This is a genomic window from Burkholderia metallica, from assembly GCF_001718555.1.
Lineage (GTDB): Bacteria > Pseudomonadota > Gammaproteobacteria > Burkholderiales > Burkholderiaceae > Burkholderia > Burkholderia metallica.
The window spans coordinates 2691054-2716609 of the sequence record NZ_CP013403.1; the positions used below are offsets into that span (position 1 = coordinate 2691054).

General features: G+C 66.2%; 23 protein-coding genes and 1 pseudogene. 15 read left to right on the forward strand and 9 right to left on the reverse strand.

Annotated elements, in window-relative coordinates; genetic code table 11:
- Nucleotides 1-6 precede the first annotated feature (6 nt).
- Entirely contained in the window at nt 7-780 is a 774-nt protein-coding gene (locus WJ16_RS31410) for a transporter substrate-binding domain-containing protein (RefSeq protein WP_069260842.1), read from the reverse strand.
- Nucleotides 781-915: 135 nt separating this feature from the next.
- On the opposite strand from WJ16_RS31410, the gene WJ16_RS31415 reads away from it, so the two are divergent.
- Nucleotides 916-1836 (forward strand): LysR family transcriptional regulator, encoded by a 921-nt coding sequence (locus WJ16_RS31415; RefSeq protein WP_069260843.1) that lies wholly within the window; start codon nt 916-918, stop codon nt 1834-1836.
- 57 nt (nt 1837-1893) lie between these two features.
- Here the strand turns inward: WJ16_RS31415 and WJ16_RS31420 are convergent, their stop codons facing one another.
- Nucleotides 1894-3225 (reverse strand): MFS transporter, encoded by a 1332-nt coding sequence (locus tag WJ16_RS31420; RefSeq protein WP_069260844.1) that lies wholly within the window; start codon nt 3223-3225, stop codon nt 1894-1896.
- A gap of 58 nt (nt 3226-3283) precedes the next feature.
- Nucleotides 3284-4474: a M20 aminoacylase family protein gene (locus tag WJ16_RS31425; RefSeq protein WP_069260845.1), complete on the reverse strand. Its 1191-nt coding sequence runs from the start codon at nt 4472-4474 to the stop codon at nt 3284-3286.
- A 332-nt stretch (nt 4475-4806) separates the two neighbouring features.
- Here WJ16_RS31425 and WJ16_RS35175 point away from each other — a divergent pair, with 332 nt between their 5' ends.
- From WJ16_RS35175 to WJ16_RS31435, 3 genes and pseudogenes are all read left to right on the forward strand, one after another.
- Nucleotides 4807-5979 carry a hypothetical protein gene (locus tag WJ16_RS35175; protein ID WP_157126888.1) on the forward strand — a complete coding sequence of 391 codons (1173 nt, stop codon included), beginning with the start codon at nt 4807-4809 and terminating at the stop codon, nt 5977-5979.
- 102 nt (nt 5980-6081) lie between these two features.
- Nucleotides 6082-6232, forward strand: a pseudogene (locus tag WJ16_RS35725) (oxidoreductase); the annotation flags it as partial.
- An 85-nt stretch (nt 6233-6317) separates the two neighbouring features.
- A complete protein-coding gene (locus tag WJ16_RS31435; RefSeq protein ID WP_069260847.1) occupies nt 6318-6896 on the forward strand; it encodes a peroxidase-related enzyme in 579 nt (192 codons plus the stop codon).
- Nucleotides 6897-7075: 179 nt separating this feature from the next.
- Here WJ16_RS31435 and WJ16_RS31440 read toward each other — a convergent pair whose 3' ends face one another.
- Both WJ16_RS31440 and WJ16_RS31445 read right to left on the reverse strand, forming a co-directional pair.
- Nucleotides 7076-7951, reverse strand: coding sequence for an SDR family NAD(P)-dependent oxidoreductase (locus tag WJ16_RS31440; RefSeq protein WP_069260848.1), 876 nt, complete (start codon nt 7949-7951; stop codon nt 7076-7078).
- 174 nt (nt 7952-8125) lie between these two features.
- Nucleotides 8126-8704, reverse strand: coding sequence for a TetR/AcrR family transcriptional regulator (locus WJ16_RS31445; RefSeq protein WP_069260849.1), 579 nt, complete (start codon nt 8702-8704; stop codon nt 8126-8128).
- A gap of 200 nt (nt 8705-8904) precedes the next feature.
- On the opposite strand from WJ16_RS31445, the gene zwf reads away from it, so the two are divergent.
- Nucleotides 8905-10380, forward strand: coding sequence for a glucose-6-phosphate dehydrogenase (gene zwf, locus WJ16_RS31450; RefSeq protein ID WP_069260850.1), 1476 nt, complete (start codon nt 8905-8907; stop codon nt 10378-10380).
- Between the two features lie 88 nt (nt 10381-10468).
- Here the strand turns inward: zwf and WJ16_RS31455 are convergent, their stop codons facing one another.
- On the reverse strand, nt 10469-11413 hold the full coding sequence (locus WJ16_RS31455; RefSeq protein ID WP_069260851.1) for a LysR family transcriptional regulator: 945 nt from the start codon (nt 11411-11413) through the stop codon (nt 10469-10471).
- A 222-nt stretch (nt 11414-11635) separates the two neighbouring features.
- Between WJ16_RS31455 and WJ16_RS31460 the strand changes: the two genes are divergently transcribed.
- The 5 genes from WJ16_RS31460 (at nt 11636) to WJ16_RS31480 (ending at nt 17749) form a co-directional block, all read left to right on the forward strand.
- Entirely contained in the window at nt 11636-12595 is a 960-nt protein-coding gene (locus WJ16_RS31460) for a TIGR03571 family LLM class oxidoreductase (RefSeq protein WP_069260852.1), read from the forward strand.
- A gap of 133 nt (nt 12596-12728) precedes the next feature.
- On the forward strand, nt 12729-13535 hold the full coding sequence (dkgB, locus tag WJ16_RS31465; protein ID WP_069260853.1) for a 2,5-didehydrogluconate reductase DkgB: 807 nt from the start codon (nt 12729-12731) through the stop codon (nt 13533-13535).
- Between the two features lie 69 nt (nt 13536-13604).
- Nucleotides 13605-14720, forward strand: a complete 1116-nt coding sequence (locus WJ16_RS31470) for an alkene reductase (protein WP_069260854.1) — start codon at nt 13605-13607, stop codon at nt 14718-14720.
- 843 nt (nt 14721-15563) lie between these two features.
- Nucleotides 15564-16952 carry an NCS2 family permease gene (locus WJ16_RS31475; protein WP_069260855.1) on the forward strand — a complete coding sequence of 463 codons (1389 nt, stop codon included), beginning with the start codon at nt 15564-15566 and terminating at the stop codon, nt 16950-16952.
- 203 nt (nt 16953-17155) lie between these two features.
- Entirely contained in the window at nt 17156-17749 is a 594-nt protein-coding gene (locus WJ16_RS31480; protein ID WP_069260856.1) for a hypothetical protein, read from the forward strand.
- Nucleotides 17750-17775: 26 nt separating this feature from the next.
- On the opposite strand, the gene WJ16_RS31485 is transcribed toward WJ16_RS31480, so the two are convergent.
- Complete coding sequence (locus WJ16_RS31485; RefSeq protein WP_069261246.1) at nt 17776-18177, reverse strand: CopD family protein; 402 nt, start codon at nt 18175-18177, stop codon at nt 17776-17778.
- Nucleotides 18174-18482: a DUF3817 domain-containing protein gene (locus WJ16_RS31490; RefSeq protein WP_069260857.1), complete on the reverse strand. Its 309-nt coding sequence runs from the start codon at nt 18480-18482 to the stop codon at nt 18174-18176. Before WJ16_RS31490 ends, WJ16_RS31485 begins: the two co-directional genes overlap by 4 nt.
- 106 nt (nt 18483-18588) lie before the next feature.
- Here WJ16_RS31490 and WJ16_RS31495 point away from each other — a divergent pair, with 106 nt between their 5' ends.
- The 4 genes from WJ16_RS31495 to WJ16_RS31510 all read left to right on the forward strand — a co-directional run bounded on the left by WJ16_RS31495 (nt 18589) and on the right by WJ16_RS31510 (nt 22955).
- Nucleotides 18589-19536, forward strand: a complete 948-nt coding sequence (locus WJ16_RS31495; RefSeq protein WP_069260858.1) for a GlxA family transcriptional regulator — start codon at nt 18589-18591, stop codon at nt 19534-19536.
- Between the two features lie 148 nt (nt 19537-19684).
- On the forward strand, nt 19685-20605 hold the full coding sequence (locus WJ16_RS31500; protein WP_069260859.1) for a LysR substrate-binding domain-containing protein: 921 nt from the start codon (nt 19685-19687) through the stop codon (nt 20603-20605).
- A gap of 226 nt (nt 20606-20831) precedes the next feature.
- A complete protein-coding gene (locus WJ16_RS31505) occupies nt 20832-21614 on the forward strand; it encodes an ABC transporter substrate-binding protein (RefSeq protein WP_069260860.1) in 783 nt (260 codons plus the stop codon).
- A gap of 225 nt (nt 21615-21839) precedes the next feature.
- Entirely contained in the window at nt 21840-22955 is a 1116-nt protein-coding gene (locus WJ16_RS31510; protein ID WP_069260861.1) for a succinylglutamate desuccinylase/aspartoacylase family protein, read from the forward strand.
- A gap of 141 nt (nt 22956-23096) precedes the next feature.
- Here the strand turns inward: WJ16_RS31510 and WJ16_RS31515 are convergent, their stop codons facing one another.
- Entirely contained in the window at nt 23097-23903 is an 807-nt protein-coding gene (locus WJ16_RS31515; protein ID WP_069260862.1) for a MetQ/NlpA family ABC transporter substrate-binding protein, read from the reverse strand.
- Between the two features lie 363 nt (nt 23904-24266).
- On the opposite strand from WJ16_RS31515, the gene WJ16_RS31520 reads away from it, so the two are divergent.
- Nucleotides 24267-25424 carry a porin gene (locus WJ16_RS31520; RefSeq protein ID WP_069260863.1) on the forward strand — a complete coding sequence of 386 codons (1158 nt, stop codon included), beginning with the start codon at nt 24267-24269 and terminating at the stop codon, nt 25422-25424.
- Nucleotides 25425-25556 lie beyond the last annotated feature (132 nt).

The window sequence follows — 25556 nt, forward strand, 5'->3', positions numbered from 1 at the left end:
CGGCGCTCAGTCGCCGTACGGGTTGAAATCGAAGTACTGCTTCGCGATCCGGTCGTACGTGCCGTCCTTCAGCATCGACGCGATCGCGCCGTCGATCGATGCCTTGAGCGCCGTATCGGACTGCCGCATGCCGATGCCCACACCGCGATCGCCCATGTCGAGCGGCGCGCCGACGAACGCGAAGCCCTTGCCGCGCGGCTGGCGCAGGAACCCGTAGTCGGCTTCCACCGTGCCGAGCAGCGCCGCGTCGAGCCGGCCGTTCACCAGATCGGCGAACACGTCGTCCTGGCTCTTGTACGGCACCACGCCGACGCCGGCCGGCGCCCAGTGCGCGAGCGCCCACGATTCGAACTGCGTGCCCGACTGCACGCCGACGCGCTTGCCGGCCAGCGACGCCGTCGTACTGTCGAGCCGGCTCGCGGGCCGCGCGACGAGCCGCGACTTGAAGCGGAACAGCTTCGACGAGAACAGGATCTGCTTCTCGCGCTTCTCGGTGATCGCCATCGACGACAGGATCGCGTCGATCTTGCGCGCCTGCAGCGCGGGAATCATCCCGGAGAATTCGAGCTCGACCCACTGGCAGCGCAACTGCGCACGGCGGCAGATCTCGTTGCCGAGATCGACGTCGAAGCCCTTCAGGCTGCCGTCGGGCGCCTTCGCATCCATCGGCGGATAGGTCGGGTCGATGCCGAGACGCACGACGTGCGCGTCGAGCGCGTGCGCGGACGTAGCCGCCAGGCCAAGGCACAGGGAAACGAGCGGGACGAGGAAACGTTTCATGGTCGACGAAGGGCAGGAAGAGGGGCAAACGGCATCGGCCGGACTGCCTGCGATCGTAGGCGGCACGGGCCCCCGCCGGAACCATCGACTGCCTTATCATGATCGGTATTTCCGATCACCGGCCCCGCGCTGCCCATGGCGTTCACGCTCTCCCAGCTTCGCATCTTCCAGGCCGTCGTCGAGCACGGCAGCCTGCGCGCCGCGGCGCGCGCGCTCGATCTCGCGCAAAGCGGCGTCACGCAGCAACTGCAGAGCCTCGAGGCGACGCTCGGCGCGACGCTCTTCACGCGCACCAATCGCGGGATCGTGCCGACGGCCGTCGGCCAGCGGCTGCTCGCGCGCTCCGGTTCGATCCTCGGCGAATGCGAGCAGGTCGAGCGCGAGATCCGTCAGTTGAGCGGCGCATACGAAGGCACCGTCACGCTCGGCCTCGTGGCCGAGCCGCTGATCGACGCGTTCGCGCCCGTGCTGAGCGCGTTCCGCGCGCGCTTCGACAAGGTCGACGTGCACCTGCGCACCGGCACGTCGCGGATGATGGTCGGCTGGCTGCGCGAAAGCGCGGTGGATTTCGCGATCGCGCTGGTCGCGAAGCAGACCGACACGACCGATCTCGCGGTCACGCCGCTGCGCGCTTCCGCGCCGGTGGTCGTGTGCCGCAACGGGCATCCGGCGATGCACGCGCAATCGCTCGCCGAGCTGGCCGACTACGCGTGGGTGTCGACGCGCTCGCCGAACCTGAGCGCCGATCCGGTGGTCAACCGGCTACTCGCGTACTTCGACGTGCACGGCTTGCCGCCGCCGAAGATCCTCGCCACCGTCGAAGGGATGTTCGAGACACTGCAGATCGTCACGCAGACCGATTCCCTCGCGCTCGAAACGGAGGCCATCACGCGGCACGGGCCGTTCGCCGGCGCGCTCGCGAAGGTGCCCGTGCGCGAACAGGCCGAATCGCAGGACATCTGCCTGCTGCAACGCGCGGCCGTGCCGCTCACACCGGCCGCGCAGGAACTCGCGACGATGCTCGCGTCGTATTTGAGGGTGGTGCGGGGGCGGTAAATGCACCGGCAACGCGGGCACGCGGCCACGCGGCCGCGCCGCCCCCCGCATCGCGCGTCAGTCGATCGACTCCCGCGCCGTCTCGCGCAGCATCGCGACCGCGATCAGCGACAGCACCACGCACGCGGCCACGTAGCCGGCCGGCGCGAGCTTGCTGCCGGTCGTCTTCACGAGCCAGGTCGCGATCAGCTGCGCGGTGCCGCCGAAGATCGTCACCGCGAGCGCATACGCGATCGAGATGCCCGTCGCACGCACGTGGCGCGGCAGCGATTCGCACATCAGCGCCATTTCAGACGCCGAGCCGAGCGAATAGAACAGCAGCATCAGCGCGGTCAGCGGCAGGATCACCGACAGCGTCGGATGATGGTTCATCAGCCAGAACGCCGGGAACAGCAGCGCGACCAACACGCCGCGGCCGACGAAGATCGGCAGGCGCCGGCTGCCCAGCTTGTCCGACAGCCAGCCGAACAGCGGGCACGTGACCAGCATCACGCAGCCCGACGCGACACCGACGAACATCGACAGCTTCATCGGCAGGCCGAGCGTGTGGATCGCATAGGTCGGCATGTAGAACGTCAGGATGTAGGTCGACACCGTGCCGCCCATCACCGTGAGCATCAGCAGCAGCACCGTGCGCGTGTGCTTCGAGAAGAGTTCGTGCAGCACGCCGCGTTCGATGCCGTGATGGCGGTCGCCGGGCGCATCGTCCGCGAGCCGGCGGCGCAGGATCATCCCGACCGGCGCGATCAGCACGCCGACGAGGAACGGCAGCCGCCAGCCCCAGCCTTCGAGCGCGTCCTTCGTCATCGTGTTCGACAGCAGCGCCGCGAAGCCCGAGCCCATCAGCGCGGCGCCGCCCTGCGTCGCGAGCTGCCAGCTCGCGCGGAACGCGCGGCGCGACGTGCCGCCCTGTTCGAGCAGCGTCGACGTCGCCGCGCCGAATTCGCCGCCCTGCGAGAAACCCTGCAGCAGCCGGGCGAACACGACGAGCAGCGGCGCGGCGACGCCGACCTGCGCATAGGTCGGTGCGATCGCGATCAGGCCCGTGCCGAGCGCCATCAGCATGATCGTCAGGTTCAGCGCGGCCTTGCGCCCCTTGCGGTCCGCATAGACGCCGAGCACGACACTGCCGAGCGGCCGCGTGAAGAAGCCGGCGGCGAACGTCGCGACCGACAGCAGCAGCGACGTGGTCGGGTCGCTCGACGGGAAGAACAGCTTGCCGATCAGCACCGCGAAGAAGCCGTACACGGTGAAATCGAAGAACTCCAGCCAGTTGCCGATCACGGCCGCGGCGATCGCGCCGCGCTTCGTGACGGCAGGCGCGCCGGGCGCGCGCGTATCGGCGGCCGCCGTCGACGCGGGGCGCAGTGCGAGATGGTCTTTCTGCATCGTTATCGTGTCCTCTCAATGCAGCCGGAAGCGCCGGCCGCGCGTCCCGCCGCCGGAATCACCGCCCCAGATAACGCTCCACGAGGCGCGTCCAGAATGCCGCGCCGATCGGCAGGTTGCGATCGTTGAAGTCGTATTTCGGGTTGTGCACCATGCAGCCGTCCTCGCCTTCGCCGTTGCCGAGCCGCACGAACGAGCCCGGCCGCTGCTGCAGCATGAACGCGAAATCCTCGCTGCCCATCAGCAGGTCGGTCTGCTCGACCACGTGCGCGTCGCCGACGAGTTCGCGCGCCACCTGCGCGGCGAAATCCGTTTCGGCATCCGAATTGACGACGACCGGGTAGCCTTCGATGTACTCGACGTTCGCGCTCGCGCCGTAGCTCGCGGCCTGCGTTTCGGCCAGCTCGGTGATGCGGCGCTTGAGCAGCGCGCGCACGTCGGGGCTGAACGAGCGCACGCTGAGTTCGAGGCGCGCGCCGTTCGGGATCACGTTGTTCGCGGTGCCCGCGTGCATCGAGCCGACCGTGACGACCGCCGGCTGAGCCGGATCGACGTTGCGCGCGACGATCGTCTGCAGCGCCATCACGATGCTCGCGGCGACGACCACCGGGTCGACCGTCAGGTGCGGCCGCGCCGCATGGCCGCCGACGCCTTCGATCGTGATGATCGCCTTGTCGCCCGCCGACATGAACGGGCCGCGCCGCGTGAGAAACACGCCCGGCGCCGCGCCCGGATGGTTGTGCATGCCGAACACGGCGTCGCACGGGAAGCGTTCGAACAGGCCGTCGTCGATCATCTTCTTCGCGCCGCTGTCCACGCCGTGCTCTTCCGCCGGCTGGAAGTACAGGTGCACGGTGCCCGAGAAGTTGCGGGTCTTCGCGAGATGCTGCGCGGCGCCGAGCAGCATCGTCGTGTGGCCGTCGTGGCCGCATGCGTGCATCTTGCCGTGCGTGCCGCTCGCATACGGCAGCCCGGTCGCCTCGACGATCGGCAATGCGTCCATGTCGGCGCGGATGCCGATGCTGCGTGTACCGTCGCCTACGCGCAGCGTGCCGACCACCCCCGTCTTGCCGACCCCGCGCGTCACCTGCCAGCCCCACTGTTCGAGCTTCTCGGCGACGAGCGCGGCCGTGTCGTGCTCTTCATACGCCAGTTCGGGGTGGTGATGGATGTGGTGACGGATCTCGCGCAACCCGCCGGCGGCGGGCATCAGATCCTCGACTTCGGTGAATCGGGTATCGGTGGTCATCAAGGGGCTCCTGCCGTTTGTCTGCGCACGCAGCGAGTGCGTGCGGGAAAGCGAGCCACTATAGCGAGCCGATATCCGTTCAATAAGATGCTGAATTTTTCACCGCGATAAGGTTTTTTAATCAGGGTTTGTACTGATGCAGACGAGATCCGGTGCGCCTAGGCAAATCGGTACGTTCCAACTAGGACGCTCCATCCGGCTAGAAACGTAGATCATCGGCAAGTCAAGACTTTCGAGCACTGGCCGTTATTTACAGATGCACACGAATCAGCGGCTCCAAGGTGATTTGGACCGCTTTCCGAAACCATCATAAAACACTCAACCACTTCAACATGGAAACTAGCGAAATCGGGAAGATGATTGGCAATACGGCGCTCTTTTTCAAACGACTATACATAACGTACAGATGGTCCACCACCCTGTCACGAGACAGACTATCCAAAGTAACGAACCGCAATCACTTGACGTGGTGGACATACACTCTTGTGACGTCCGCATTGGCGACAGCAGTCACAATCGGCGGGACCATTGCGGTATTTCGCTTGAATTTTCTATCAATCTACACCCCTCATACTGACGGCATTGCCGGCGTCGTGTCGGACATAAATCAAACCAGCCACAAAGTCTGGAAAGAATTAGAAACACTCTCAATCGGAGATGAAAGTCTCATATTTGCCACATCGACATTGCTCTGTTTTTTAGCAATTCGCTTATTTGCAAAATTTCTTCGCCCACCAAAAAAAGAGATTGACATAGAGACTCAGATTACCTTCATAATATCGAGCACAATTATAAAATTTTCCATAATCTGGATTATTCTTTCATTGATATTGATGGTACTGCGCCCCCTCCTAGAGATCCAATTTAGGAAATACGACTCCTTTATATATTTCTCATTCGTTACTTCAACGGCAACCATCACACTCATCAGCAGCATATTCGAAAGAAGGAACATCCTAAAACTAAAAAGTTCAAACACCTTCCTCACCATAGCCGGCATAGTTTGCGCGATGACATCCATCGCTGCTGAAACGTCTTTGGCCAGCGCTATCGCAGCAAATAGCATGCCAAGCTTCGAAATCATCTCAACCCAAAAATGCGACCCCGAAGCATGTATCGTTTTAATTCACTCAAACAATATCGACAATCAAGTCATCGCATCAAAGCTTCGCCTTCGAATCAACCTGGTCGCATTGGATGGAAATACCTCAAAAAACACGACAGGACTTATTGATATCGAGCTTTCTCCAAGCGCATCTGGGCCCGGCGCTCTTATACTGGATACAAAAGCGGAGCAAATTGCTTTCGTTCGAAACGTTAGTTTCGTCTGCCCATTTAACCTCGAGGCAATGAAATCGCACCTCGTGGCTGAATTAAAGGGAGGCGGCCTCTTACATGTTTTGCAGTCGAGCGACACGGAGACCATGGCCATGTCAGATTTTGAAATAAAGGGCAATCGAGAATCCTTGCTGCGGTTGGCGAAGCCCACGTGCGTCAAATTCTGAGCGCGACGGAAATCCCGATGCATCTCGAGGGCTTGACGCATCTCCGAGGAGAGGAAGCGGAATATGCGTCGCACTTCGGAAAAGCATTTATTGCGCTATATAGTCATTCCGTTCGTCCTGCGCTGCGTCACGCTCGTCGGGGGCGACAGCTTCATGCCACGCGCCAAGCGGCCTGCGCGACGTCATCCCGCTTGCCGGGGAATTGATCAACGGCAAGGTTCGCGGGCGTATCGTCGTCGACGTCAACGCGTGACGCCGCTGACGACCACCGGCGTATCTTTTTTACGCCGGCGGCTCGCGCATCGAGCGCGCCCACGCCACGTTCTCCAGGAGACCTCATGACCGCCCCGCATACCGCCCCCGTCAGCCGCTTCCCCGTGCCCGCGCTCGCCGACTTGCCCGACGACATTCGCGAACGCATCGCGGCCGTTCAGGAAAAGTCGGGCTTCATCCCGAACGTGTTCCTGACACTCGCGCATCGCCCCGACGAGTTTCGCGCGTTCATGGCTTACCACGACGCGCTGATGGACAAGCTGGGCAACCTGAGCAAGGCCGAGCGCGAGATGATCGTCGTGGCCACCAGCAGCGTGAACCAGTGCCAGTACTGCGTGATCGCGCACGGTGCGATCTTGCGCATTCGCGCGAAGGATCCGTTGATCGCCGACCAGGTCGCGACCAACTATCGCAAGGCCGACATCACCGCCCGGCAGAAGGCGATGCTCGACTTCGCGATGAAGGTGTCGCAGGCCGCGCATCAGGTCGGCGAAGCGGATTTTGACGCGCTCAAGTCGCATGGGTTCGTCGAAGAAGACGTGTGGGACATCATGGCGATCTCGGCATTCTTCGGCATGTCCAACCGCATCGCGAACGTGACGAACATGCGGCCGAATGCGGAGTTCTACGCGCTGGGGCGTTGAGCACCTTCACCGTTCGGCGGCACGGACGGGGATGCGACGACTCGTCGCGCGCACCGATTGACGTCACGACAGCGCCCGTCGATCGCCTCGGCACGGCCGGCCGATGTCGGCGCACAGGTACCCGCGCCGGCATCGGTCAGTTACTCACGCGCACCAGGCCGCAGCGCCAATGTCAGCGCTCACTCCAGTCCCTTCAGCGCCTCGAGCCCGTCCGGCAGCTTCGCATCCGGAAACTGCGTCGACAGCGACGTGTCGCGCCACCGCGCGGCCTCTTCCGCGCGCTGCTTCTCCGCCTGCTCGCACACGAACAGCGCGTCGCCGCCGAGCAGCAAACGCATCGGCACATCGTCACGGCGCGACAACTCGACGATCAGCGCTGCGATTCGCGCCGGATCGCCGACTTCGTGGCCGCCGTACGCACCGAGCAGGTCGAGAATCTTCCCGACCGACGGTTGATAGTCGGGCAGCAAATCGTCGATGCCGCGCTTCGCCTGCGCGGCCCAGTCGGTGCGCATTCCGCCCGGTTCGAGCGTGCAGACACGCACGCCGAACGGCGCGACTTCCTTCGACAGCACGTCGCTGAACCCGCCGACCGCCCACTTCGCGGCCTGATACGCGGACAGGCCCGCCGTCGACGAGCGTCCGCCCACCGACGACACCTGGAAGATGTGCCCCGCACGCTGCGCGCGCATCGTCGGCAGCACCGCCCGCGTCAGGTTGATCACGCCGAACAGGTTCGTTTCGATCTGGTCGCGGAAATCATCGGCGCCCATCTGCTCGAACGGCACGGTATGACCGTACCCCGCGTTGTTCACCAGCACGTCGATGCGGCCGAACGCGTCGCGTGCCGCCGCGACGGCCTGTGCGGCCGCCGCTTCATCGGTGACGTCGAGCGCGACCGGCAGCAGACGGTCGCCGTAACGCTCGGCCAGATCGGCCAGCCGCGCGGTATCGCGTGCGCCGGCCACCAGCCGGTCGCCCGCCGCCAGCACGGCTTCCGAAATCGCTCGCCCCAGGCCGCGCGCGGCCCCTGTTACCAGCCAGACTTTCGACATTTTCCACTCCTTGATCGTGGTGAAACCACAAAAATGAATGATTACTCACTCATTAATAACGACGACGTGCCGGTCGTTCATGACCGCCATCGCCCTGCCTGAAACCCGCCGCCCGTCATCGCCGCGGCGCGTGAACGTGAAACCGCCCACACCGCGTCGACGGCAACCCTTGCCTTACACCGCGTGCAACACGGCCCACAACGCGCGAAACCCGGCTTCGCGATACGCGTCGGCCCGCGCCGGATCGCGCGCGATCGACTCCATCGCCGTTTCCGCGATCGACGTAAACAACGCTGCGCAGAACGCATACGCTTCGTCGGGTTTCAGCGCGCCCGACGCGGTGACCAGCTCGCGCAGCAGCACATTGATGCCGCCGAAGCCTTCGGCGCCGGCCGCGCGATGCGCGTCGTCGATGCGCCCGCTCACGTTGAGTTGCTGCAGCGCGCGCCGCCCGTCCGGATCCGCAACGCCCCACGACACATAACCGTTCCACGCATGCCGCACGGCCTGCTCGACCGGCGCGTGTTCCGGAAACCCGGCCATCATCGCTTCGCGCATCCCGGCCTTCAGGCTCAGATACAGCGCGTTCAGCAACGCATCCTTGGTCTCGAAGTACGTGAACACCGTGCCTTCCGCCACGCCGGCGAGCCGCGCGATGCGCGCGGTCGTCGCGGTCGCGCCGTCCTCCGCGAGCGCGCGGGCAGCCGCGGCGAGGATGGCTTCGTGCTTGTCGGGACTGCGCGGTCGGGCCACGTCGGCTCCTTTAATGAGTGAGCGCTCAATCATAATGGCGCGACGATGCGATTGCAAGCCCTGTTACAACCGGGGGAACCGCTCCACAATTCGTCAAAACCGTGCACTATTAGCGTTTTCACGTACTGGTGCGTTCACGTATCGGCGCCCGGTGCTTCGACGTTCGTTTCACGTTCACCGTTTCACACCGCGAACCTCCCATGACGAATCAGCCTACCCAGACCGCGTCCGACCGGCCCGTCGACATGATCATCTTCGGCGGCGGCGGCGACCTCGCCGCCCGCAAGCTGTTGCCCGCGCTGTACATGGCGCACCTGCACTGCAATCTTCCGCCCGAGACGCGCATCATCGCGGTCGGCCGCCGCGACTGGGGCATCGACGGCTATCGCAAGTTCATGGACGAGCAGTCGCGCCCGTTCATCGACGAAAAGGCGTTCGACGCCGCGGCATGGAGCCGCTTCCTCGACCTGTTCAAGTACGTGCTGATCGACGTGAACGTGCCGGACGACTACCTGCGCCTCGCCGAAGCCGCGCGCGGCGACGCGATCCGCGTGTTCTACCTGTCGACGTCGCCGGAGCTGTTCACCACCATCTGCGACAACCTGTCGGCCGCGCATCTCGTCGACAGGCACTCGCGCGTCGTCCTCGAAAAGCCGCTCGGCCACGATCTCGCGTCCGCGCAGGCGATCAACGATGCGGTAGGCAAGCACTTCGAGGAGTCGCAGATCTATCGGATCGACCACTATCTCGGCAAGGAAACCGTGCAGAACCTGATGGTGCTGCGCTTCGGCAACCCGATCTTCGGGCCGCTGTGGCAGGCGCCGAGCATCCGCAGCGTGCAGATCACGGTGGCGGAGACGGTGGGCGTCGGCAGCCGCGCAGGCTTCTACGACCATACCGGCGCGCTGCGCGACATGGTGCAGAACCACCTGCTGCAATTGCTGTGCATCGTCGCGATGGAGCCGCCCGTGTCGCTCGACCCGGACGCGGTGCGCGACGAGAAGCTGAAGGTGCTGCGCTCGCTGCGGCCGATGGCGCTGTCGGACGTCGCGCGCGACACGGTACGCGGCCAGTACACGGCCGGCGCGGTCGACGGCCAGCCGGTCAAGGGCTATCTCGAGGAAGACAACGTGCCGGCGGACAGCCGCGCGGAAACCTTCGTCGCGCTGCGCGCGCACATCAACAACTGGCGCTGGGCGAACGTGCCGTTCTTCCTGCGCACCGGCAAGCGGCTGCAGCGCCGCCAGTCGGAAATCGTGATCGAGTTCGCGGACATGCCGTTCTCGATCATCCCGACCGGCCCGCGCCACTACAGCAACCGCCTCGTGATCCAGCTCCAGCCGGAAGAGTCGATCCAGTTGCAGATGCTCGCGAAGGAACCGGGCAGCGGGATGAACATGGTGCCGGTGAGCCTGAACCTCGATCTGCAGCAGGCGATTCCGGAGCGGCGCGCGGAAGCGTACGAGCGTTTGCTGATCGACGTGATCCGCGGCCGCCTCACGCACTTCATGCGCCGCGACGAGCTCGAAGCCGCCTGGTCGTGGGTCGAGCCGATCCTCGACGGCTGGAAGCAGCTCGGCGACCGGCCGCGCCTGTACACGGCCGGCACGTTCGGGCCCGCGGCTTCGTCGGCGCTGCTCGCGCGCGACGGGATGTCGTGGGCCGAAGAGGCGTAACCGTCGCACGACGGCGATCCGGCGGTCGGCACGCCGGATCGCGCGCTGAGTCAAACGGGAGCGCGGCCCGCCGCGTCGCCCGTGCCGCCTACCGCGGCGCCATCCACGCCGCGGCCTTGCGCCGTCCCGGCGCCTCACCGCCGCCACTACCGCCCAGCGCGTCGATCAGATAGTCGACGAACGACGCGATCCGCGACGAGATCGCGGTATTGCGGTAGTACACCGCATGGATCGGCTGCTCGACCTCGAGCGTCTGGCGCGCGAGCACCTGCACGAGCCGCCCGGCCTCGCGATCCTGCGCGGTCATGAAATCCGACAGGCAGACCACGCCCGCGCCGTCGAGCGCGAGTTGCCGAAGCGTCTCGCCGCTGGACGACCGGATATCCGGCTCGATGCGGCACGGTTCGCCGTCGGTGCCGAGGATCGGCCACACGTTCAGCGATTCGGGCTGCGTGAAGCCGAGCAGCGTGTGCCGGCCCAGATCCTCCACCTTGCGCGGCTGGCCGTGCGCCGCCACATACGCGGGGCTCGCGAGCATCCGAATCCGGCTGCTGCCGATGCGCCGGCTGTGCAGCGTCGAATCCTTCAGCCGGCCGATCCGGAACGCGACGTCGGTACGCCGCTCCAGCAAATCGATGATGCCCTCGTTGCTGTTCAGCTCCAGTTCGACCTGGGGAAAGCGCTCGCGATAGCCGCGCACGAGCGGCACGATCACGTGCAGCATGAACGGCGTCGCGGCGTCCACGCGCAGCCGCCCCGACGGCATTTCGCGCCGCGCCAGCATCTGCTCCTCCGCCGTCTCGACCGATTCGATGATCGCGCGCGCGTCCTGCAGGAATGCACGCCCTTCCTCCGTCAGTTCGAGCCGGCGCGTGGTCCGGCGCAGCAGCGTGGTCTTCAGCTTCTCCTCGAGCCGCCCGAGCGTGCGGCTCGTCGCCGATACCGTGAGGTCGAGCTGCTGCGCGGCCGCGGTGATCGAACCGGAATCGACCACGGCGGCAAAGGCCTGGAGTTCGTCGAGCGTGATCTTCATCGCGTGATTCTTGATCTCAAGTCAAAACAATTTGGTTTATAGACGCGTTTTTCAGCAAAAGTAAAGGCGGCACACTGCGCTCCATCCTCATCGGACCCGGAGCACCCGTCATGCCACTCGCCCTGCTTGCGCCGACGATCGGCGCATTTGCCCTCGGTATCACCGAATTCGACTTCCACCGGCTCGAACGCAGCCTGCGCGCGATCTGAACGGAGCCCGACCATGTCCACTTCACTTGCCGCCCTCGACAAACTCGCCGACGGCGGCTTCAGCATCGGCCTCGAACTGCCGCTCGACAACGACTGGTCGCCGGCCGGCGACGCGAAGCGCCAGCATGACGGCCGCCGCCCCGGCGTGCCCGATCTCGCCTCTCACGCGACGCTCGCGCAACTGGCCGACACGCTCGGCTTCCGTGCGCTCTGGGTGCGCGACGTGCCGGTGTACGACCCGTCGTTCGGCGACGCCGCGCAGGTGTTCGAGACCTTCTCGTACCTCGGCTACCTCGCCGGCATCACGCGCGACATCCTGCTCGGCACGGCGGCCGTCGTGCTGCCGCTGCGCGAGCCGCTGCTGACGCTGAAATCGGCGGCGACGATCCAGGAACTGAGCGGCGGCCGCCTGCTGCTCGGCGTCGCGAGCGGCGACCGGCCGGTCGAATATCCGCTGTTCGGCCGCGACTTCGCATCGCGCGGCGCGAACTTCCGCGACCAGATCGCGCTGCTGCGCGACGGCGCGCGCGGGCACCTGCCGACCGGCCTCGACGTGCTGCCCGCCGTCCGCTCGCCGCTGCCGCTGCTCGTCGCGGGGCTTGCGCAGCAAACGCCCGCATGGATCGGCGAGCACATGGACGGCTGCCTCGCGTATCCGGGCACGCCGGCCGACCACGCGCAGCGCGCCGCGAACTGGCGCGCGGTGGCCGGCGACAAGCCGTACGTGAGCTTCATCCACCTCGACCTCGCGGACGATCCGCACGCGCCGCTGCAGCGGCACCGCTTCGGCGCGCGCGCGGGACGCGTCGCGCTGACCGAAGAACTGGCGGCGATGCGCGACGCGGGCGTGCGTCATATCGGCCTGCATCTGCGCCGCAACCGTCGCCCGCTCGACGAGACGCTGGCCGAGATCGCGGCGGACGTACTGCCGGTGTTCCACGCCGACGCAAACGCACGGACGCACGCCGCGTAGCCCCCGCCGAAGCCGCTTCCGATACTTGATTTCAGATCAAATATTTTTGACCGGAAACGGCGTTTATTTCACGAATCGAAAACGCCAGAATGACTTCCCTATCGAACCCGTTTCACCTTTCCAGGAGCATGTGATGAGCACGATTCCCGCCTTCGGCCTCGGTACGTTCCGCCTGCAAGGCCAGACCGTGATCGACTCGGTCCGCAACGGCCTCGAAGTCGGTTACCGCGCGATCGACACCGCGCAGATCTACGGCAACGAAGCCGAAGTCGGCGCAGCGATCGCCGCGTCGGGCATGCGCCGCGACGACCTGTTCGTCACGACCAAGATCTGGGTCGACAACTACGCGCCGGACAAGCTCGTGCCGAGCCTCGAAGAAAGCCTGCGCAAGCTGCGCACCGACTATGTCGACCTGACGCTGATCCACTGGCCGGCCCCCGACAACGGCGTCGCGCTCGACACGTTCATGACCGCGCTCGCCGATGCGCAGACGCAGGGCCTCACGCGCCGGATCGGCATCTCGAACTTCAACATCGCACTGACGAAGCAGGCGATCGCGGCCGTCGGCAAGGACGCGATCGCGACGAACCAGATCGAGCTGAGCCCGTACCTGCAGAACCGCAAGCTCGTCGAATTCCTGAACGCTGAAGGCATCCACGTGACGTCGTACATGACGCTCGCATACGGCAAGGTGCTCGGCGATCCGGTGATCGGCGCGATCGCACGGCGTCACGACGCAACGCCCGCCCAGGTCGCGCTCGCGTGGGCGTTGCAGCTCGGCTACTCGGTGATTCCGTCGTCGACGAAGCGCGAGAACCTCGCGAGCAACCTGCTCGCGCAGACGCTGCGCCTGACCGACGACGACATGGCGCAGATCGCCGCGCTCGAACGCAACGGCCGTGAAGTCGACCCGGCCGGGCTCGCGCCGACGTGGGACTAAGCGCACCGCGCGCTCTTTTCCATCCGATTCGCCGCGGCCCGAAAACCGCGGCACCGACAGGACCTCATCATGACCCAGGACCCGCTTTTCCAACCGCTGCGACTCGGCGCGCTGACGCTGCCGAACCGCATCGTGATGCCGCCGATGACGCGCTCGCGCGCCAGCCAGCCCGGCGACGAAGCCAATGAACTGATGGCCGTGTATTACGCGCAGCGCGCGAGCGCCGGCCTGATCGTCAGCGAAGGCACGTACATCGCGCCGCTCGGCAAGGGCTACGCGTGGACGCCCGGCATTCATACGCCGTCGCAGGTCGCCGGCTGGCGCAAGGTGACCGACGCCGTGCATGCCGCGCACGGCCGGATCTTCGCGCAGCTGTGGCACGTCGGCCGGCTGAGCCACACGAGCCTGCTCGGCGGCCGGCAGCCGGTGTCGTCGTCGCCGCTGCAGGCGCAAGGCGTGAACGTGTTCGTCGCCGGCGAAGACGGCAGCACGCCGGGCTTCGTGCAGGCGTCCGAGCCGCGCGCGCTGACGATCGACGAAATCCGCGAGATCGTCGACCAGTACCGCGCCGCCGCACGCCACGCGATCGACGCCGGCTTCGACGGCGTCGAGCTGCACGGCGCGAACGGCTATCTCGTGAACCAGTTCATCGACTCGAATGCGAACACGCGCACCGACGCGTACGGCGGCTCGCTCGAAAACCGGCTGCGCTTCCTGCGCGAAGTCGCGCAGGCGCTGATCGAAGGCACCGGCGACGCCTCGCGCGTCGGCATCCGCCTCGCGCCGCTGACGACGCTGAACGGCTGCGTCGACGACGATCCGGAAACGACCTATCTCGCCGCCGCGACGCTGCTCGGCGAACTCGGCGTCGGCTACCTGCACATCGCGGAAGCCGACTGGGACGACGCGCCGTTGATGCCGGTCGAGTTCAAGCAGCGACTGCGCGACGCGTTCCCGGGCGTGCTGATCTATGCCGGCGCGTACACCGCCGAGCGCGCGCGCGACGCGATCGCCGCCGGCTGGGCCGACCTCGTCGCGTTCGGCCGCCCGTTCGTCGCGAACCCCGACCTGCCCGAGCGCCTGCGCACCGGCGCGGCGCTCGCACCGCACGACCGCAATACGCTGTTCGGCGGCGGCGAGCGCGGCCTGACCGACTACCCGACGCTCGCGCAGGCCGCGGCCTGAGCCGGCTTGCCCGACACGGCGCATGAGCGTCACGCGCCGTTCCCGGGCGCGTTTCAGCACCGCGCTGCTGGGCAACCTGTAGCGGGATATTCCGCACGATGAACCGCTGGCCCGGGGCGGCGCGGCATGGGAAAGCGGCATCCGCTGCTTCGACGCCGCGCATGCGCCCGCATGCGACCTGATCGCGACCCCGCTCGCCGCAGCCGGCAACGCGTTTTCGCAAAACGAGCGCACATACGGCGAAACCGACGCACATGCGAACGCGATTGCCGACATGTTCAGCGCCTGTCTCGACCATCTCGTGCACAATCGAGGCCGGCGCGACGACGAGAATCGCACCCGCCCGACGGCGGTCTCGTCCGAATGCAGGTTGTGCGCCGCAACGCCTCCCGTCACCGGCTCCCGTTTTCACAGGCCTGCACGGTCGCGATGAAAGTATTTTGTAATTCCGGATGCACCACCCGCTTGCCCCCGCCCCGTCGACCCCGCATTCAAATAATCGCCTTAACGGATTCCAACTAGGCGTATACACGTGTGTCCTCGCGACGAAGCCCCGTTGCACGCCGATATAAGCGTTCAGACATGCGCTGCATGCTCTTCCCCCAATGGGACGTGATGGGCGGTTCGCCTAACCTTCGCTACGGCAAAGCACACGTGACGGGGTCGACACCACAACGCGTCGCACGACGCGACACCCTCGCGATCGCTTCGATTCGCCCGTAACGACACGGATCACGCGTCATTCGTCCCCCCGACGTTGCCGAACAATCCCAACTAGATACGAGACACCCTGACGACGGTTCGCTACAGACCGTTTCAGCATGCTGATAAAGGAGCAAGCTCATGAGTGATACCCCGGTGCAGCCGACGGTCGGCGTCGGCGCGGAAGAAACTGACTTTGGCACCAAGGGAGTCATCGACCGGTATTTCGGCATTTCGTCGCGCGGCAGCACGCAGCGCACCGAGATCGTCGCCGGCATCACCACCTTCCTCGCGATGGTCTATTCCGTGTTCGTCGTGCCCGGCATGTTCGGCAAGGCCGGCTTCGACACGAGCGCCGTGTTCGTCGCGGTGTGCCTGACGACCGCGTTCGGTTCGCTGCTGATGGGCCTGTGGGCGAAGCTGCCGATCGCGATCGGCTGCGCGATCTCGCTGACCGCGTTCACCGCGTTCGGCCTCGTGCTCGGCAAGGGGCTGCATCCGACCGTCGCGCTCGGCGCCGTGTTCCTGATGGGCCTCGTGTTCACCGGCATTTCGGTCACGGGCGTGCGTTCGTGGATCCTGCGCAACCTGCCCGCGGGCGTCGCGCACGGCACCGGGATCGGCATCGGCCTGTTCCTGCTGCTGATCGCGTCGAACGACGTCGGCCTCGTGATCAAGAATCCGGGTGCCGGCCTGCCGGTCTCGCTCGGCCAGATCACCGCCTTCCCGGTCATCATGTCGGTCGTCGGCCTCGCGGCGATCTTCGGCCTCGAAAAACGTCGCGTGCCGGGCGGCATCCTGCTCGTCGTGATCGCGATCTCGGTGTTCGGCCTGATCTTCGATCCGGGCGTGAAGTACCACGGCATCTTCGCGCTGCCGTCGCTGAGCGCACCGGGCCATGCGTCGCTGATCGGCGCGATGGACATCAAGGGCGCGCTGTCGATGGCCGTGCTGCCGAGCGTGCTCGCACTGGTGATGACGGCCGTGTTCGACGCGACCGGCACGATTCGCGCGGTCGCCGGGCAGGCCGGCCAGCTCGACGAGAACGGCCGCATCATCAACGGCGGCCGCGCGCTGACCGCCGATTCGATCAGCTCGATCTTCTCCGGCTTCCTCGGCGGCGCGCCGGCGGCGGCCTACATCGAGTCGAGCGTCGGCGTGGCCGCCGGCGCGAAGACGGGCCTCGCGGCCGCCGTGGTCGGCCTGCTGTTCCTCGTCGTGATGTTCTTCTCGCCGCTCGCGGGCCTCGTGCCGTCGTACGCGACCGCACCGGCGCTGATGTACGTCGGGCTGCTGATGCTCGGCAGCGTGAGCAAGCTGCACATGGACGACATGGTCGACGCGATGTCGGGCCTCGTCTGCGCGGTGTTCATCGTGCTGACCGCGAACATCGTGACCGGCATCATGCTCGGCTTCTCGACGCTCGTGATCGGCCGCGTCGCCAGCGGCGAATTCCGCAAGCTCAACGTCGGCACCGTGCTCATCGCGGCCGTGCTCGTCACGTTCTATCTCGGCGGCTGGGCGATCTGAGAACGAATCGTGCGCGACGTCGCCGGCAGAAGGACGGCGCGCATCGGGACGACATCGTCTCCTCCACCATCATCGTTGATGGTCTCCAGGCCTGGGAACGCAAGTTTCCAGGCTTTTTTTGTCGAAGCGGCGCCCGTCGTACAAACGCCGCCGCGCGCATCCGCCGCCGGTGCTACGATCGCACTTTGCCTTCAGGAGCCCCCATGAACGCGCTCGGCATCGTCTCCGAATCGGGCACGCGGACCTCGGCGCGCAAGCCGCCGTTCATCCCGTCGTTCGGCTTCCACGAAGTGCATGAATCGAAGCCGATCGACGCCGCCCCGGCACGCATCCTCGACACGGTCGCCGCGCTCGACATGCGCACGGACCCGGTCGTCGATGCGCTGCTCAACGTTCGCGAATTCCCCGCGGCCGTCGCCGCATCGCTGTGCCATGGCGCCACGCGCGGCGGACGCGAGCGCTTCGGCCTCCATGCGTTCACGCCGCTGCAGCGCGACGACCGGTCGCTGTCGCTCGGCCTCGTCGGCCGCTTCTGGCGCCCGGACCTCGGCGTGCTGACGATCGACGACGCGGCGGCCTTCGTACGACACGACGATCCGCGCGATGCGAAGCTGGTGCTGCGCTTCGAGGTGGTCGGGCTCGCGTCGGGGGCGCACCTGCTGCGCACCGAAACCTTCGTGCATTGCCCGAACGCCCGCACGCGGCTGCTGTTCATCCCGTACTGGCTCGCGATCCGGATGGCGAGCGGCTGGATTCGGCGCCGCACGCTCGCGGCGGTGGAGACGGCGCTCGCCTAACAACCCGGCTCGCGCCGGCCAGCGCATCAAAACGGCTTGATCACGACCAGCCCGACGACGATCGCCGTCGCGGCCACGACCGCACCCGCCGCGTACTCGGGCCACGACGCCGGCACGACGACGAGATCGTCGCGTTCCATGCGCCGCAGCGTGCCGGCCAGCAACCCGTGCAGCACCGACAGCGCGGCCACCACCACGAGCTTCACCGACAGCCACGCCGCGCCGAACCAGTGACCGTTCAGCGCAAGCGCGATGCCCGCGATCCAGACGAGCGCGAGCGCGGGCGCCGTCACCGTGCGATCCCAGCGACGCACCGCGCGATGCACGGCGAAGTTCGCGATACGCACGCCGACGGCCAGCATCAACAGGCCGCCGACGAACGTGACGACGGCCGCGACGTGAACGGCCTTGATCCACAGGTAGATCATCGCGCGTGCCGCCTGCGCGCGATCCATCCGGCGCTCGTCAGGCCGACGAACGGCACGACGGCCGCCAGCACGAGCCGCGCGACTTCGGCCTTGCGCCACAGCCCGCTCGACGCGGTGCCGACGACCGCCCACACGTACATCGCGAACGCGATGCCGTGCACCGGCCCCATGATCGATACCGCGGCCGGATAGCCGGCCAGGTGCTTGAGCGGCACGGCGACGCACACGAGCACGACGAGCGTGGTCGCCTCCAGCAACGACAGGTATTGCAGGTTCCGCAGCGCATCGCGATCGTCTTGTTGCATCGGCAGCCTCCAGTCGGGTCGGCTGCGATTGTCGCGTGTGGTGCCGTTCCGGGCCATTGGCTAAAATGACATCTTTCAACGGATTCTGGCCAAGCCGCCGAACGCCATGCATACGGTCGCCGTTCTCGCCCTGCCCGATGTCGTCCCGTTCGATCTGGGCATGGCATGCGACACGTTCGCACGCGTGCGTTCGCCCGACGTCGCGCAGCCGTATCGCGTGCGCGTGTGCAGCGAACACGCGCGGGTCGCGGGCGACCTGTTCGAATTGCGGCCTCCGTTTCGCCTCGATGCGTTCGCCGACGCCGATACGATCGTCGTTCCCGGCACGTCGGTGCCGCTCGCGCCCACGTCGCGCCACGTGACGGCCGCATTGCGCACGGCGGCCGCGCGCGGCTGCCGGATCGCGTCGATCTGCACCGGCGCGTTCGTGCTCGCGGAAGCCGGGCTGCTCGACGGCCTGCGCGCAACCACGCACTGGCTCGCGGCCGCCGAACTCGCGCGCCGTCATCCGCGCGTGACGGTCGATCCGAACGTGCTGTTCGTCGACAACGGGCAGATACTGACGTCGGCCGGCGCGGCGGCCGGCCTCGATCTGTGCCTGCACATGATCCAGGCCGACTACGGTGCGGCGGTCGCCGTCGACGCCGCCCGCTGCGCGGTGGCGCCGCGCGTCCGCGAAGGCGGGCAGGCGCAGTTCATCGCACCGGAATGGCCGGGCGGCAGCGACGGCCTGCAGGACCTGATGGACTGGCTGCAGGCCAACCTGCGCAAGCCGCTCACGCTCGACGCGATGGCCCGCCGCGCATCGACGAGCGTGCGCACGCTGACGCGGCGCTTCCACGAGCAGACGGGCACATCGCCGCGGCAATGGCTGCAGACCGCGCGCGTCAGGCATGCGCAGCAGTTGCTGGAGGTCACGGAGCTGTCGATCGAGCGTGTCGCGACGGAGGCCGGCTTCGGCTCGGTCACCGCGTTTCGCGAGCGTTTCGCGCGTATCGTCGGTACGTCGCCGCAGCGGTATCGTCACACCTTCCGCGCACGGTCCGGCTCGTGACGATCGCCTCGTCGCCGGCCACCGCGCGCCGGCTCGCGATACGTCCACGCAGCGGCGCACAACCCTGCGCACGCAACCGTCAGGATCGCTACAGAATGCCGCCCCACCCCGCCGCCCGCCACCGTATCGCGCCAACCGGACCCGACCGATGACCCGCATCCGCAATCCCCTGAACATTGCGCAGCTCCAGGCGTTCGTCTCCGCCGCGCATCACAAGAGCCTGCGCGCCGCCGCGCGCGAACTCGGCGTCACGCAGCCCGCGATCACGCATACGATCCGCGAACTCGAAACGGCGCTCAACGCGGAACTGCTCGCGCGCAGCGTGCGCGGCGTCGAGCTGACCGCATGCGGCCAGGCGCTGCTGCCGCGCGCCGAGCAACTGCTCGGCGACATCCGCCGCACGGTCGAGGCCGTCGAGCACGTGAAAGGCGAGATGTCGGGGCGCGTCGCGGTCGGCACGATGCCGTCGATCGCGCTGACCGCCCTGCCGCGCGCGGTGACGGCCTTCCGCCAGTCGATGCCGAACGTGAGCCTGCATCTCGAGGAAGTGACGGTGCCCGACGCCCTCGCGCAGTTGCGCAACGGCACGCTCGACATCGCTGCGATGCACCATGTGCCCGCGCTCGATCGCGATTTCACGCAATCGCCGCTGCTGTCGACCGAATTCACGGTCGTGATGCGTGAAGGTCATCCGCTCGCGCGTGCACGCCGGTTAGAGGAATTGCTCGATGCCGAGTGGATCGTCACCGTCGGCGCCGAGCAGTTTCCGCACAGTGTGATGGTCGGAATGTTCGAGGCGCACGGGCTGCCGCTGCCCAAACGTTTGCTGCGCTCGCCGATGTCGTTCGCGGTGACGCTCGGGCTCGTCGCGCGCTCGGACGTGATCGGCTGCTTCACGCGCCCGCTCGCCGCGGTGGTCGCGCCGCTCGGCATCCGCACGGCCGAACTCGACGAAAGCATGCCGCGCTTCGACCTGTCGATCATCGCGCGGCGCGATCTGCTGCCGACGCCCGCCGTCACGCAGTTCGTCACGTGCCTGCGGCGTGCGGTCAACGAAACGCTCGGCTGAATCGTTCCTGTGTGTGAAACGGTGGCGCCCGTTGCGCGCCGCCGCCGGGCCCGGTATCGGGGCTTGTCCTAGGCGCCCTGCCGGTATTTTGTCTTGATAATCTTGCGCACGTCGCGCGCCCGCATCGGGTGGGCGAAACGGACAGCCCGACGCGAAGCCGCGCCGGGCCGAAGGCTTACGGCGCGGCACAACCGCGCACCCATCGAACAAAACGAGGAGTCACCGAGTGAAAAAGATTCTTGCGGCTGTGACCGTGGCCCTGCTCGCCGTATCGGCCGGCAGCGCGTACGCGAAGGACTGGACGACCGTGCGGTTCGGCGTCGACGCAAGCTACCCGCCTTTCGAATCGAAAGGCGCTGACGGCAAGGTTGTCGGTTTCGACGTCGACCTCGGCAACGAAATCTGCCGCCGCATGAACGCGAAGTGCGTGTGGATCGAAAACGACTTCGACGGGATGATTCCGGCCCTGAAGGCCCGCAAGTTCGACGGCGTGCTGTCGTCGATGTCGATGACGCCGGCGCGTCAGGAACAGATCGCGTTCTCCGCGAAGCTGTTCAACACGCCGACGCGCCTCGTCACGAAGAAGGGCGCCGGCCTGATGCCGACGGCCGAATCGCTGAAGGGCAAGTCGGTCGGCGTCGAGCAGGGCACGATCCAGGAAACCTATGCGAAGACGTACTGGGCGTCGAAGGGCGTGAACGTCGTGCCTTACCAGAACCAGGACCAGGTCTACGCCGACCTGATCTCCGGCCGTCTGGACGGCGCGCTGCAGGACGCGGTGCAGGCCGAGATCGGCTTCCTGAAGACCCCGCGCGGCGCGAACTTCGATTTCGCCGGCAAGGACATCGACGATCCGAAGACGCTCGGCAACGGCGCCGGTATCGGTCTGCGCAAGGAAGACACCGACCTGAAGGCGAAGATCGACGGCGCGATCGCCGGCATGCGCAAGGACGGCACGTACGACAAGATCGCGAAGAAATACTTCGATTTCGACGTGTACGGCAAGTAATCCGCGAGGCGGGCACCCGCCCCGCCTCCCCCCGAACGGGCGCCGCGAGGCGCCCGTTTTTTTGCGCGCGCGCCACCGGAAGCATTATTTTTTCCGCGCCAAGCCGATGATTCTCAACGAAATTCGGCACGTTCTGGCGCCGGTTTGATGGCGGCGAGGAAGGCAACGTACAATCGATCCTCCACGCACACCGGATCATTCGCGGCTGCGCCGCACTCCCCCATCATGCAAACGCAGACCCATCCGCTGATTTCCCCCGCCGTCGGTACCGAGCGCCACATCACGAGCTTTCACTACGGCCCGCGCGGTGGCAAGAAGGTCTACATCCAGTCGTCGCTGCATGCGGACGAACTGCCCGGCATGCTGGTCGCCACCCTGCTGCGTCGCAAGATCGCCGCGCTCGAGACGGCCGGCAAGCTGCGCGGCGAAATCGTCATCGTGCCCGTGCCGAACCCGATCGGCCTGTCGCAGCACGTGTTCGGCGATCATCTCGGCCGCTTCGAACTCGGCTCGATGCAGAACTTCAACCGCAATTTCTATGATCTCGCGGCGCTCGTGCTGCCGCGCGTCGAAAGCCGCCTCACGCACGACGCGCAGCACAACCTCGTCGCCGTACGCGCCGCGATGCGCGAAGCGCTCGACGAGCAGATGCCGCGCACCGAACTCGACTCGCAGCGCCTCGCGCTGCAGAAGCTGTCGTTCGACGCCGATATCGTGCTCGACCTGCACTGCGACAGCGATGCGGTGATGCACCTCTACACGAATCCCGATCTGTGGCCCGACGTCGAGCCGCTCGCGCGCTATCTCGACGCGCAGGCGTCGCTGCTCGCGCTGAATTCGGTCGGCAATCCGTTCGACGAGATCCACAGCTTCTGCTGGTCGGATCTGCGCGACCGCTTCGGCGACCGCTTCCCGATCCCGAACGGCGCGATTTCCGTCACGGTCGAGCTGCGCAGCGAGCGCGACGTGTCGTACGAATTCGCCGAAAAGGATGCGCAGGCGATCGTCGAATACCTGACCGAGCGAGGCATCGTCGACGGCACGCCGGCGCCGCTGCCGCCGCTCGCGCATCCGGCCACGCCGCTCGCGGGCACCGATCCGCTCGTCGCGCCCGTGTCGGGCGTGATCGTGTTCCGTACGCCGGTGGGCGTGATGATCGAGGCCGGCCAGGCCGTGGCCGACATCGTCGATCCGCTGACCGATCGCGTCGTCACGCTAAAGAGCAGCGTGTCGGGCGTGCTGTACGCGCGCCAGATCGTGCGCTTCGCGACGGCCGGCATGGAAGTCGCCCGGATCGCCGGCGCGACCGCGATCCGCACGGGCTCGCTGCTGTCGGCCTGAACGGCCGGCCCGCGCGCCGGGTCGCGCCGCGCTTGCAAACCCGCGCGCCCCAACGAAATCGCCCGCTTGCGCGGGCGATTTGCTTTCCGGATCGTTGCTTGGCGGCTGGCCGGCAATCGGCGGGCCGCTGCGGGAAGACGTTCAGAACGCCGGCACGATCGCGCCGCCGAACTTCTGATCGATGAACTTGCGCACGTCGTCCGATTCATAGGCCGCGACGAGCTTCTTCACCCACGGCTTGTCCTTGTCCTGCGCGCGCACCGCGATCAGGTTCGCGTACGGCCCGCGCAGATCCTCGATCGCGATCGCATCCTTCACCGGCGTGAGCCCGGCCTTCACCGCGTAGTCGGTGTTGATCGACGCGGCATCCAGATCGGGCAGCGCACGCGGCAGTTGCGCGGCGTCGAGCTCGACGATCTTGATCTTCTTCGGGTTCTCGACGACGTCGAGCGGCGTCGCGTTCACGCCGTTCGTGCCGGCGCCCGCCTTCAGCTTGACCACGCCGTATTTCTGCAACAGCAGCAGCGCGCGGTTGCCGTTCGACGGATCGTTCTGGATCCCGACCTTCGCACCCGTCGGCAGGTCCTTCAGCGACTTGAGCTTCTTCGAATAGAAGCCCATTGGCGCCGTGTACGTGAGCCCGACGTTGACGATCTTGTAGCCGCGTTGCTTGATCTGGCTGTCGAGGAACGGCTGGTGCTGGAAGCCGTTCGCGTCGAGATCGCCGGAATCGAGCGCCGCGTTCGGCTGCACGTAGTCGTTGAATTCGATGACCTTGATCGCGAGACCGTTGCGCGCGGCGACCTTCGTCACCTCGGTCCAGATCTGCGCGTCGGGGCCGCTCATCGTGCCGATCTTCAGCGTTTGGGGGTCGGCGTGCGCGCCGGGCGCCGCGAAGGCCAGCGCCGCGGCAAGGGCGCCGAGGCCGGTCAGGAATGAACGTCGCATGGTGTCCTCTCGTCCCGTGTCGTTTGTTGGAGCACGGATCGTGGCACGGGGCCGGAACGCCGCCAACCAAGCTTATTTCATGTGCATATTCCCGATACGGATCGATTCTCAGCCGAATTCGGTATAACTCCCTGCAACGCAACCGGGCAGAATTCAGGGCCTGCTTGCACAGGGAACGGACAGGCGCACGTTCCGTGGGCAAGCAGGCCCAATGTCGTATCGGCGCCACACATTCTTCATATGACAGTCGCTGTCATATTCATTACGTGGCCCCTCGATAAAGTTGCCGCCGGTCCGTGAAAGCGCCCGTAGAGAGCGCCGGAACCGCAACTGGACACGCCATTCATTCGCTCGGAGAATCCTTTGAACAAGAAACTGTTGACCATCGCCGCCCTGGCAGCAACGGCCGGCACGGCACACGCACAAAGCAGCGTCACGCTGTACGGCGTCATCGATGCCGGTATCAGCTACGTGAACCACAGCAAGACCGCCAACGGCGGCACGGGCAAGCTGTTCAAGTACGACGACGGCGTCGCCCAGGGCAGCCGTTGGGGCCTGCGCGGCACCGAAGACCTCGGCGGCGGCCTGAAGGCGATCTTCGTGCTCGAAAACGGCTTCAACAGCGGTAACGGCACGATCGGTCAGGGCGGCGCGATCTTCGGTCGCCAGGCTTACGTCGGCCTGAGCCAGTCGCAATACGGCACGGTCACGTTCGGCCGCCAGTATTCGTTCTCGACCGACATCCTCGGCTCGAACTACTCGACGGGCGGCAACACGGTCGCGGGTAACTACGCGTACCACGTGAACGACATCGACCAGCTCACGTCGAGCCGCATCAACAACGCGGTGAAGTTCCAGAGCGCGAACTACTCGGGCTTCACGTTCGGCGCGTTGTACGGCTTCTCGAACTCGACGGACTTCGCCGGCGCACCCGCGACGACGACGGGCACGACGACGACGGCAGGCTCGTCGCGCGCCTACAGCTTCGGCCTGAACTACGCGAACGGCCCGTTCTCGCTCGGCGCCGCTTACACGGACATCCGCTTCCCGAGCCAGTCGACGCCGGCATTCTCGACGACGATCGCGAACCTGAGCACGGGCAACGTGCGCGACCTGCGCACGTACGGCGTGGGCGGCCGCTACGTCTGGGGCCCGGCAACGGCATGGCTGCTGTGGACGCGTACGCAGTTCTCGACCGTTTCGGGCGCGGGCGGCACGTTCTACAACGCGTATGAAGCAGGCGCGAAGTACGCGTTCACCCCGGCGCTGTCGGGCGGCGTCGGCTACACGTACACGAACGCGACGCAGAACGGCAACTCGTGGCACTGGAACCAGGTCAACGGTATCGCCGACTACGCACTCAGCAAGCGTACGGACGTGTACGGCCTGGTCGTGTACCAGCAGGCTTCGGGCAAGGGCGTGCAAGCGCAGATCGGCTCGAGCACGAGCTACTTCAACACGTCGGGTACCGGTTCGAAGAACCAGATCGCCGCACGTATCGGTATCCGTCACAAGTTCTAAAGCATCCGCTTAACTCGCGGATCACGACGGCAAGAAGCGCCCCGCTCCATGCGGGGCGCTTTTTTATGTGCTTTTAAGTTTCGCTTAATTCTGGGCTGAGAGGATGCTCTCACCCCCCCTGTTGGCCGCCTG

Bases quoted from the DNA above. Each gene is read 5' to 3' on its own strand.
- WJ16_RS31410 (WP_069260842.1), bottom strand. From the start codon at position 780: ATGAAACGTTTCCTCGTCCCGCTCGTTTCCCTGTGCCTTGGCCTGGCG.
- WJ16_RS31415 (WP_069260843.1), top strand. From the start codon at position 916: ATGGCGTTCACGCTCTCCCAGCTTCGCATCTTCCAGGCCGTCGTCGAG.
- WJ16_RS31420 (WP_069260844.1), bottom strand. From the start codon at position 3,225: ATGCAGAAAGACCATCTCGCACTGCGCCCCGCGTCGACGGCGGCCGCC.
- WJ16_RS31425 (WP_069260845.1), bottom strand. From the start codon at position 4,474: ATGACCACCGATACCCGATTCACCGAAGTCGAGGATCTGATGCCCGCC.
- WJ16_RS35175 (WP_157126888.1), top strand. From the start codon at position 4,807: ATGGAAACTAGCGAAATCGGGAAGATGATTGGCAATACGGCGCTCTTT.
- WJ16_RS31435 (WP_069260847.1), top strand. From the start codon at position 6,318: ATGACCGCCCCGCATACCGCCCCCGTCAGCCGCTTCCCCGTGCCCGCG.
- WJ16_RS31440 (WP_069260848.1), bottom strand. From the start codon at position 7,951: ATGTCGAAAGTCTGGCTGGTAACAGGGGCCGCGCGCGGCCTGGGGCGA.
- zwf (WP_069260850.1), top strand. From the start codon at position 8,905: ATGACGAATCAGCCTACCCAGACCGCGTCCGACCGGCCCGTCGACATG.
- WJ16_RS31455 (WP_069260851.1), bottom strand. From the start codon at position 11,413: ATGAAGATCACGCTCGACGAACTCCAGGCCTTTGCCGCCGTGGTCGAT.
- WJ16_RS31460 (WP_069260852.1), top strand. From the start codon at position 11,636: ATGTCCACTTCACTTGCCGCCCTCGACAAACTCGCCGACGGCGGCTTC.
- dkgB (WP_069260853.1), top strand. From the start codon at position 12,729: ATGAGCACGATTCCCGCCTTCGGCCTCGGTACGTTCCGCCTGCAAGGC.
- WJ16_RS31470 (WP_069260854.1), top strand. From the start codon at position 13,605: ATGACCCAGGACCCGCTTTTCCAACCGCTGCGACTCGGCGCGCTGACG.
- WJ16_RS31475 (WP_069260855.1), top strand. From the start codon at position 15,564: ATGAGTGATACCCCGGTGCAGCCGACGGTCGGCGTCGGCGCGGAAGAA.
- WJ16_RS31480 (WP_069260856.1), top strand. From the start codon at position 17,156: ATGAACGCGCTCGGCATCGTCTCCGAATCGGGCACGCGGACCTCGGCG.
- WJ16_RS31485 (WP_069261246.1), bottom strand. From the start codon at position 18,177: ATGATCTACCTGTGGATCAAGGCCGTTCACGTCGCGGCCGTCGTCACG.
- WJ16_RS31490 (WP_069260857.1), bottom strand. From the start codon at position 18,482: ATGCAACAAGACGATCGCGATGCGCTGCGGAACCTGCAATACCTGTCG.
- WJ16_RS31495 (WP_069260858.1), top strand. From the start codon at position 18,589: ATGCATACGGTCGCCGTTCTCGCCCTGCCCGATGTCGTCCCGTTCGAT.
- WJ16_RS31500 (WP_069260859.1), top strand. From the start codon at position 19,685: ATGACCCGCATCCGCAATCCCCTGAACATTGCGCAGCTCCAGGCGTTC.
- WJ16_RS31510 (WP_069260861.1), top strand. From the start codon at position 21,840: ATGCAAACGCAGACCCATCCGCTGATTTCCCCCGCCGTCGGTACCGAG.
- WJ16_RS31515 (WP_069260862.1), bottom strand. From the start codon at position 23,903: ATGCGACGTTCATTCCTGACCGGCCTCGGCGCCCTTGCCGCGGCGCTG.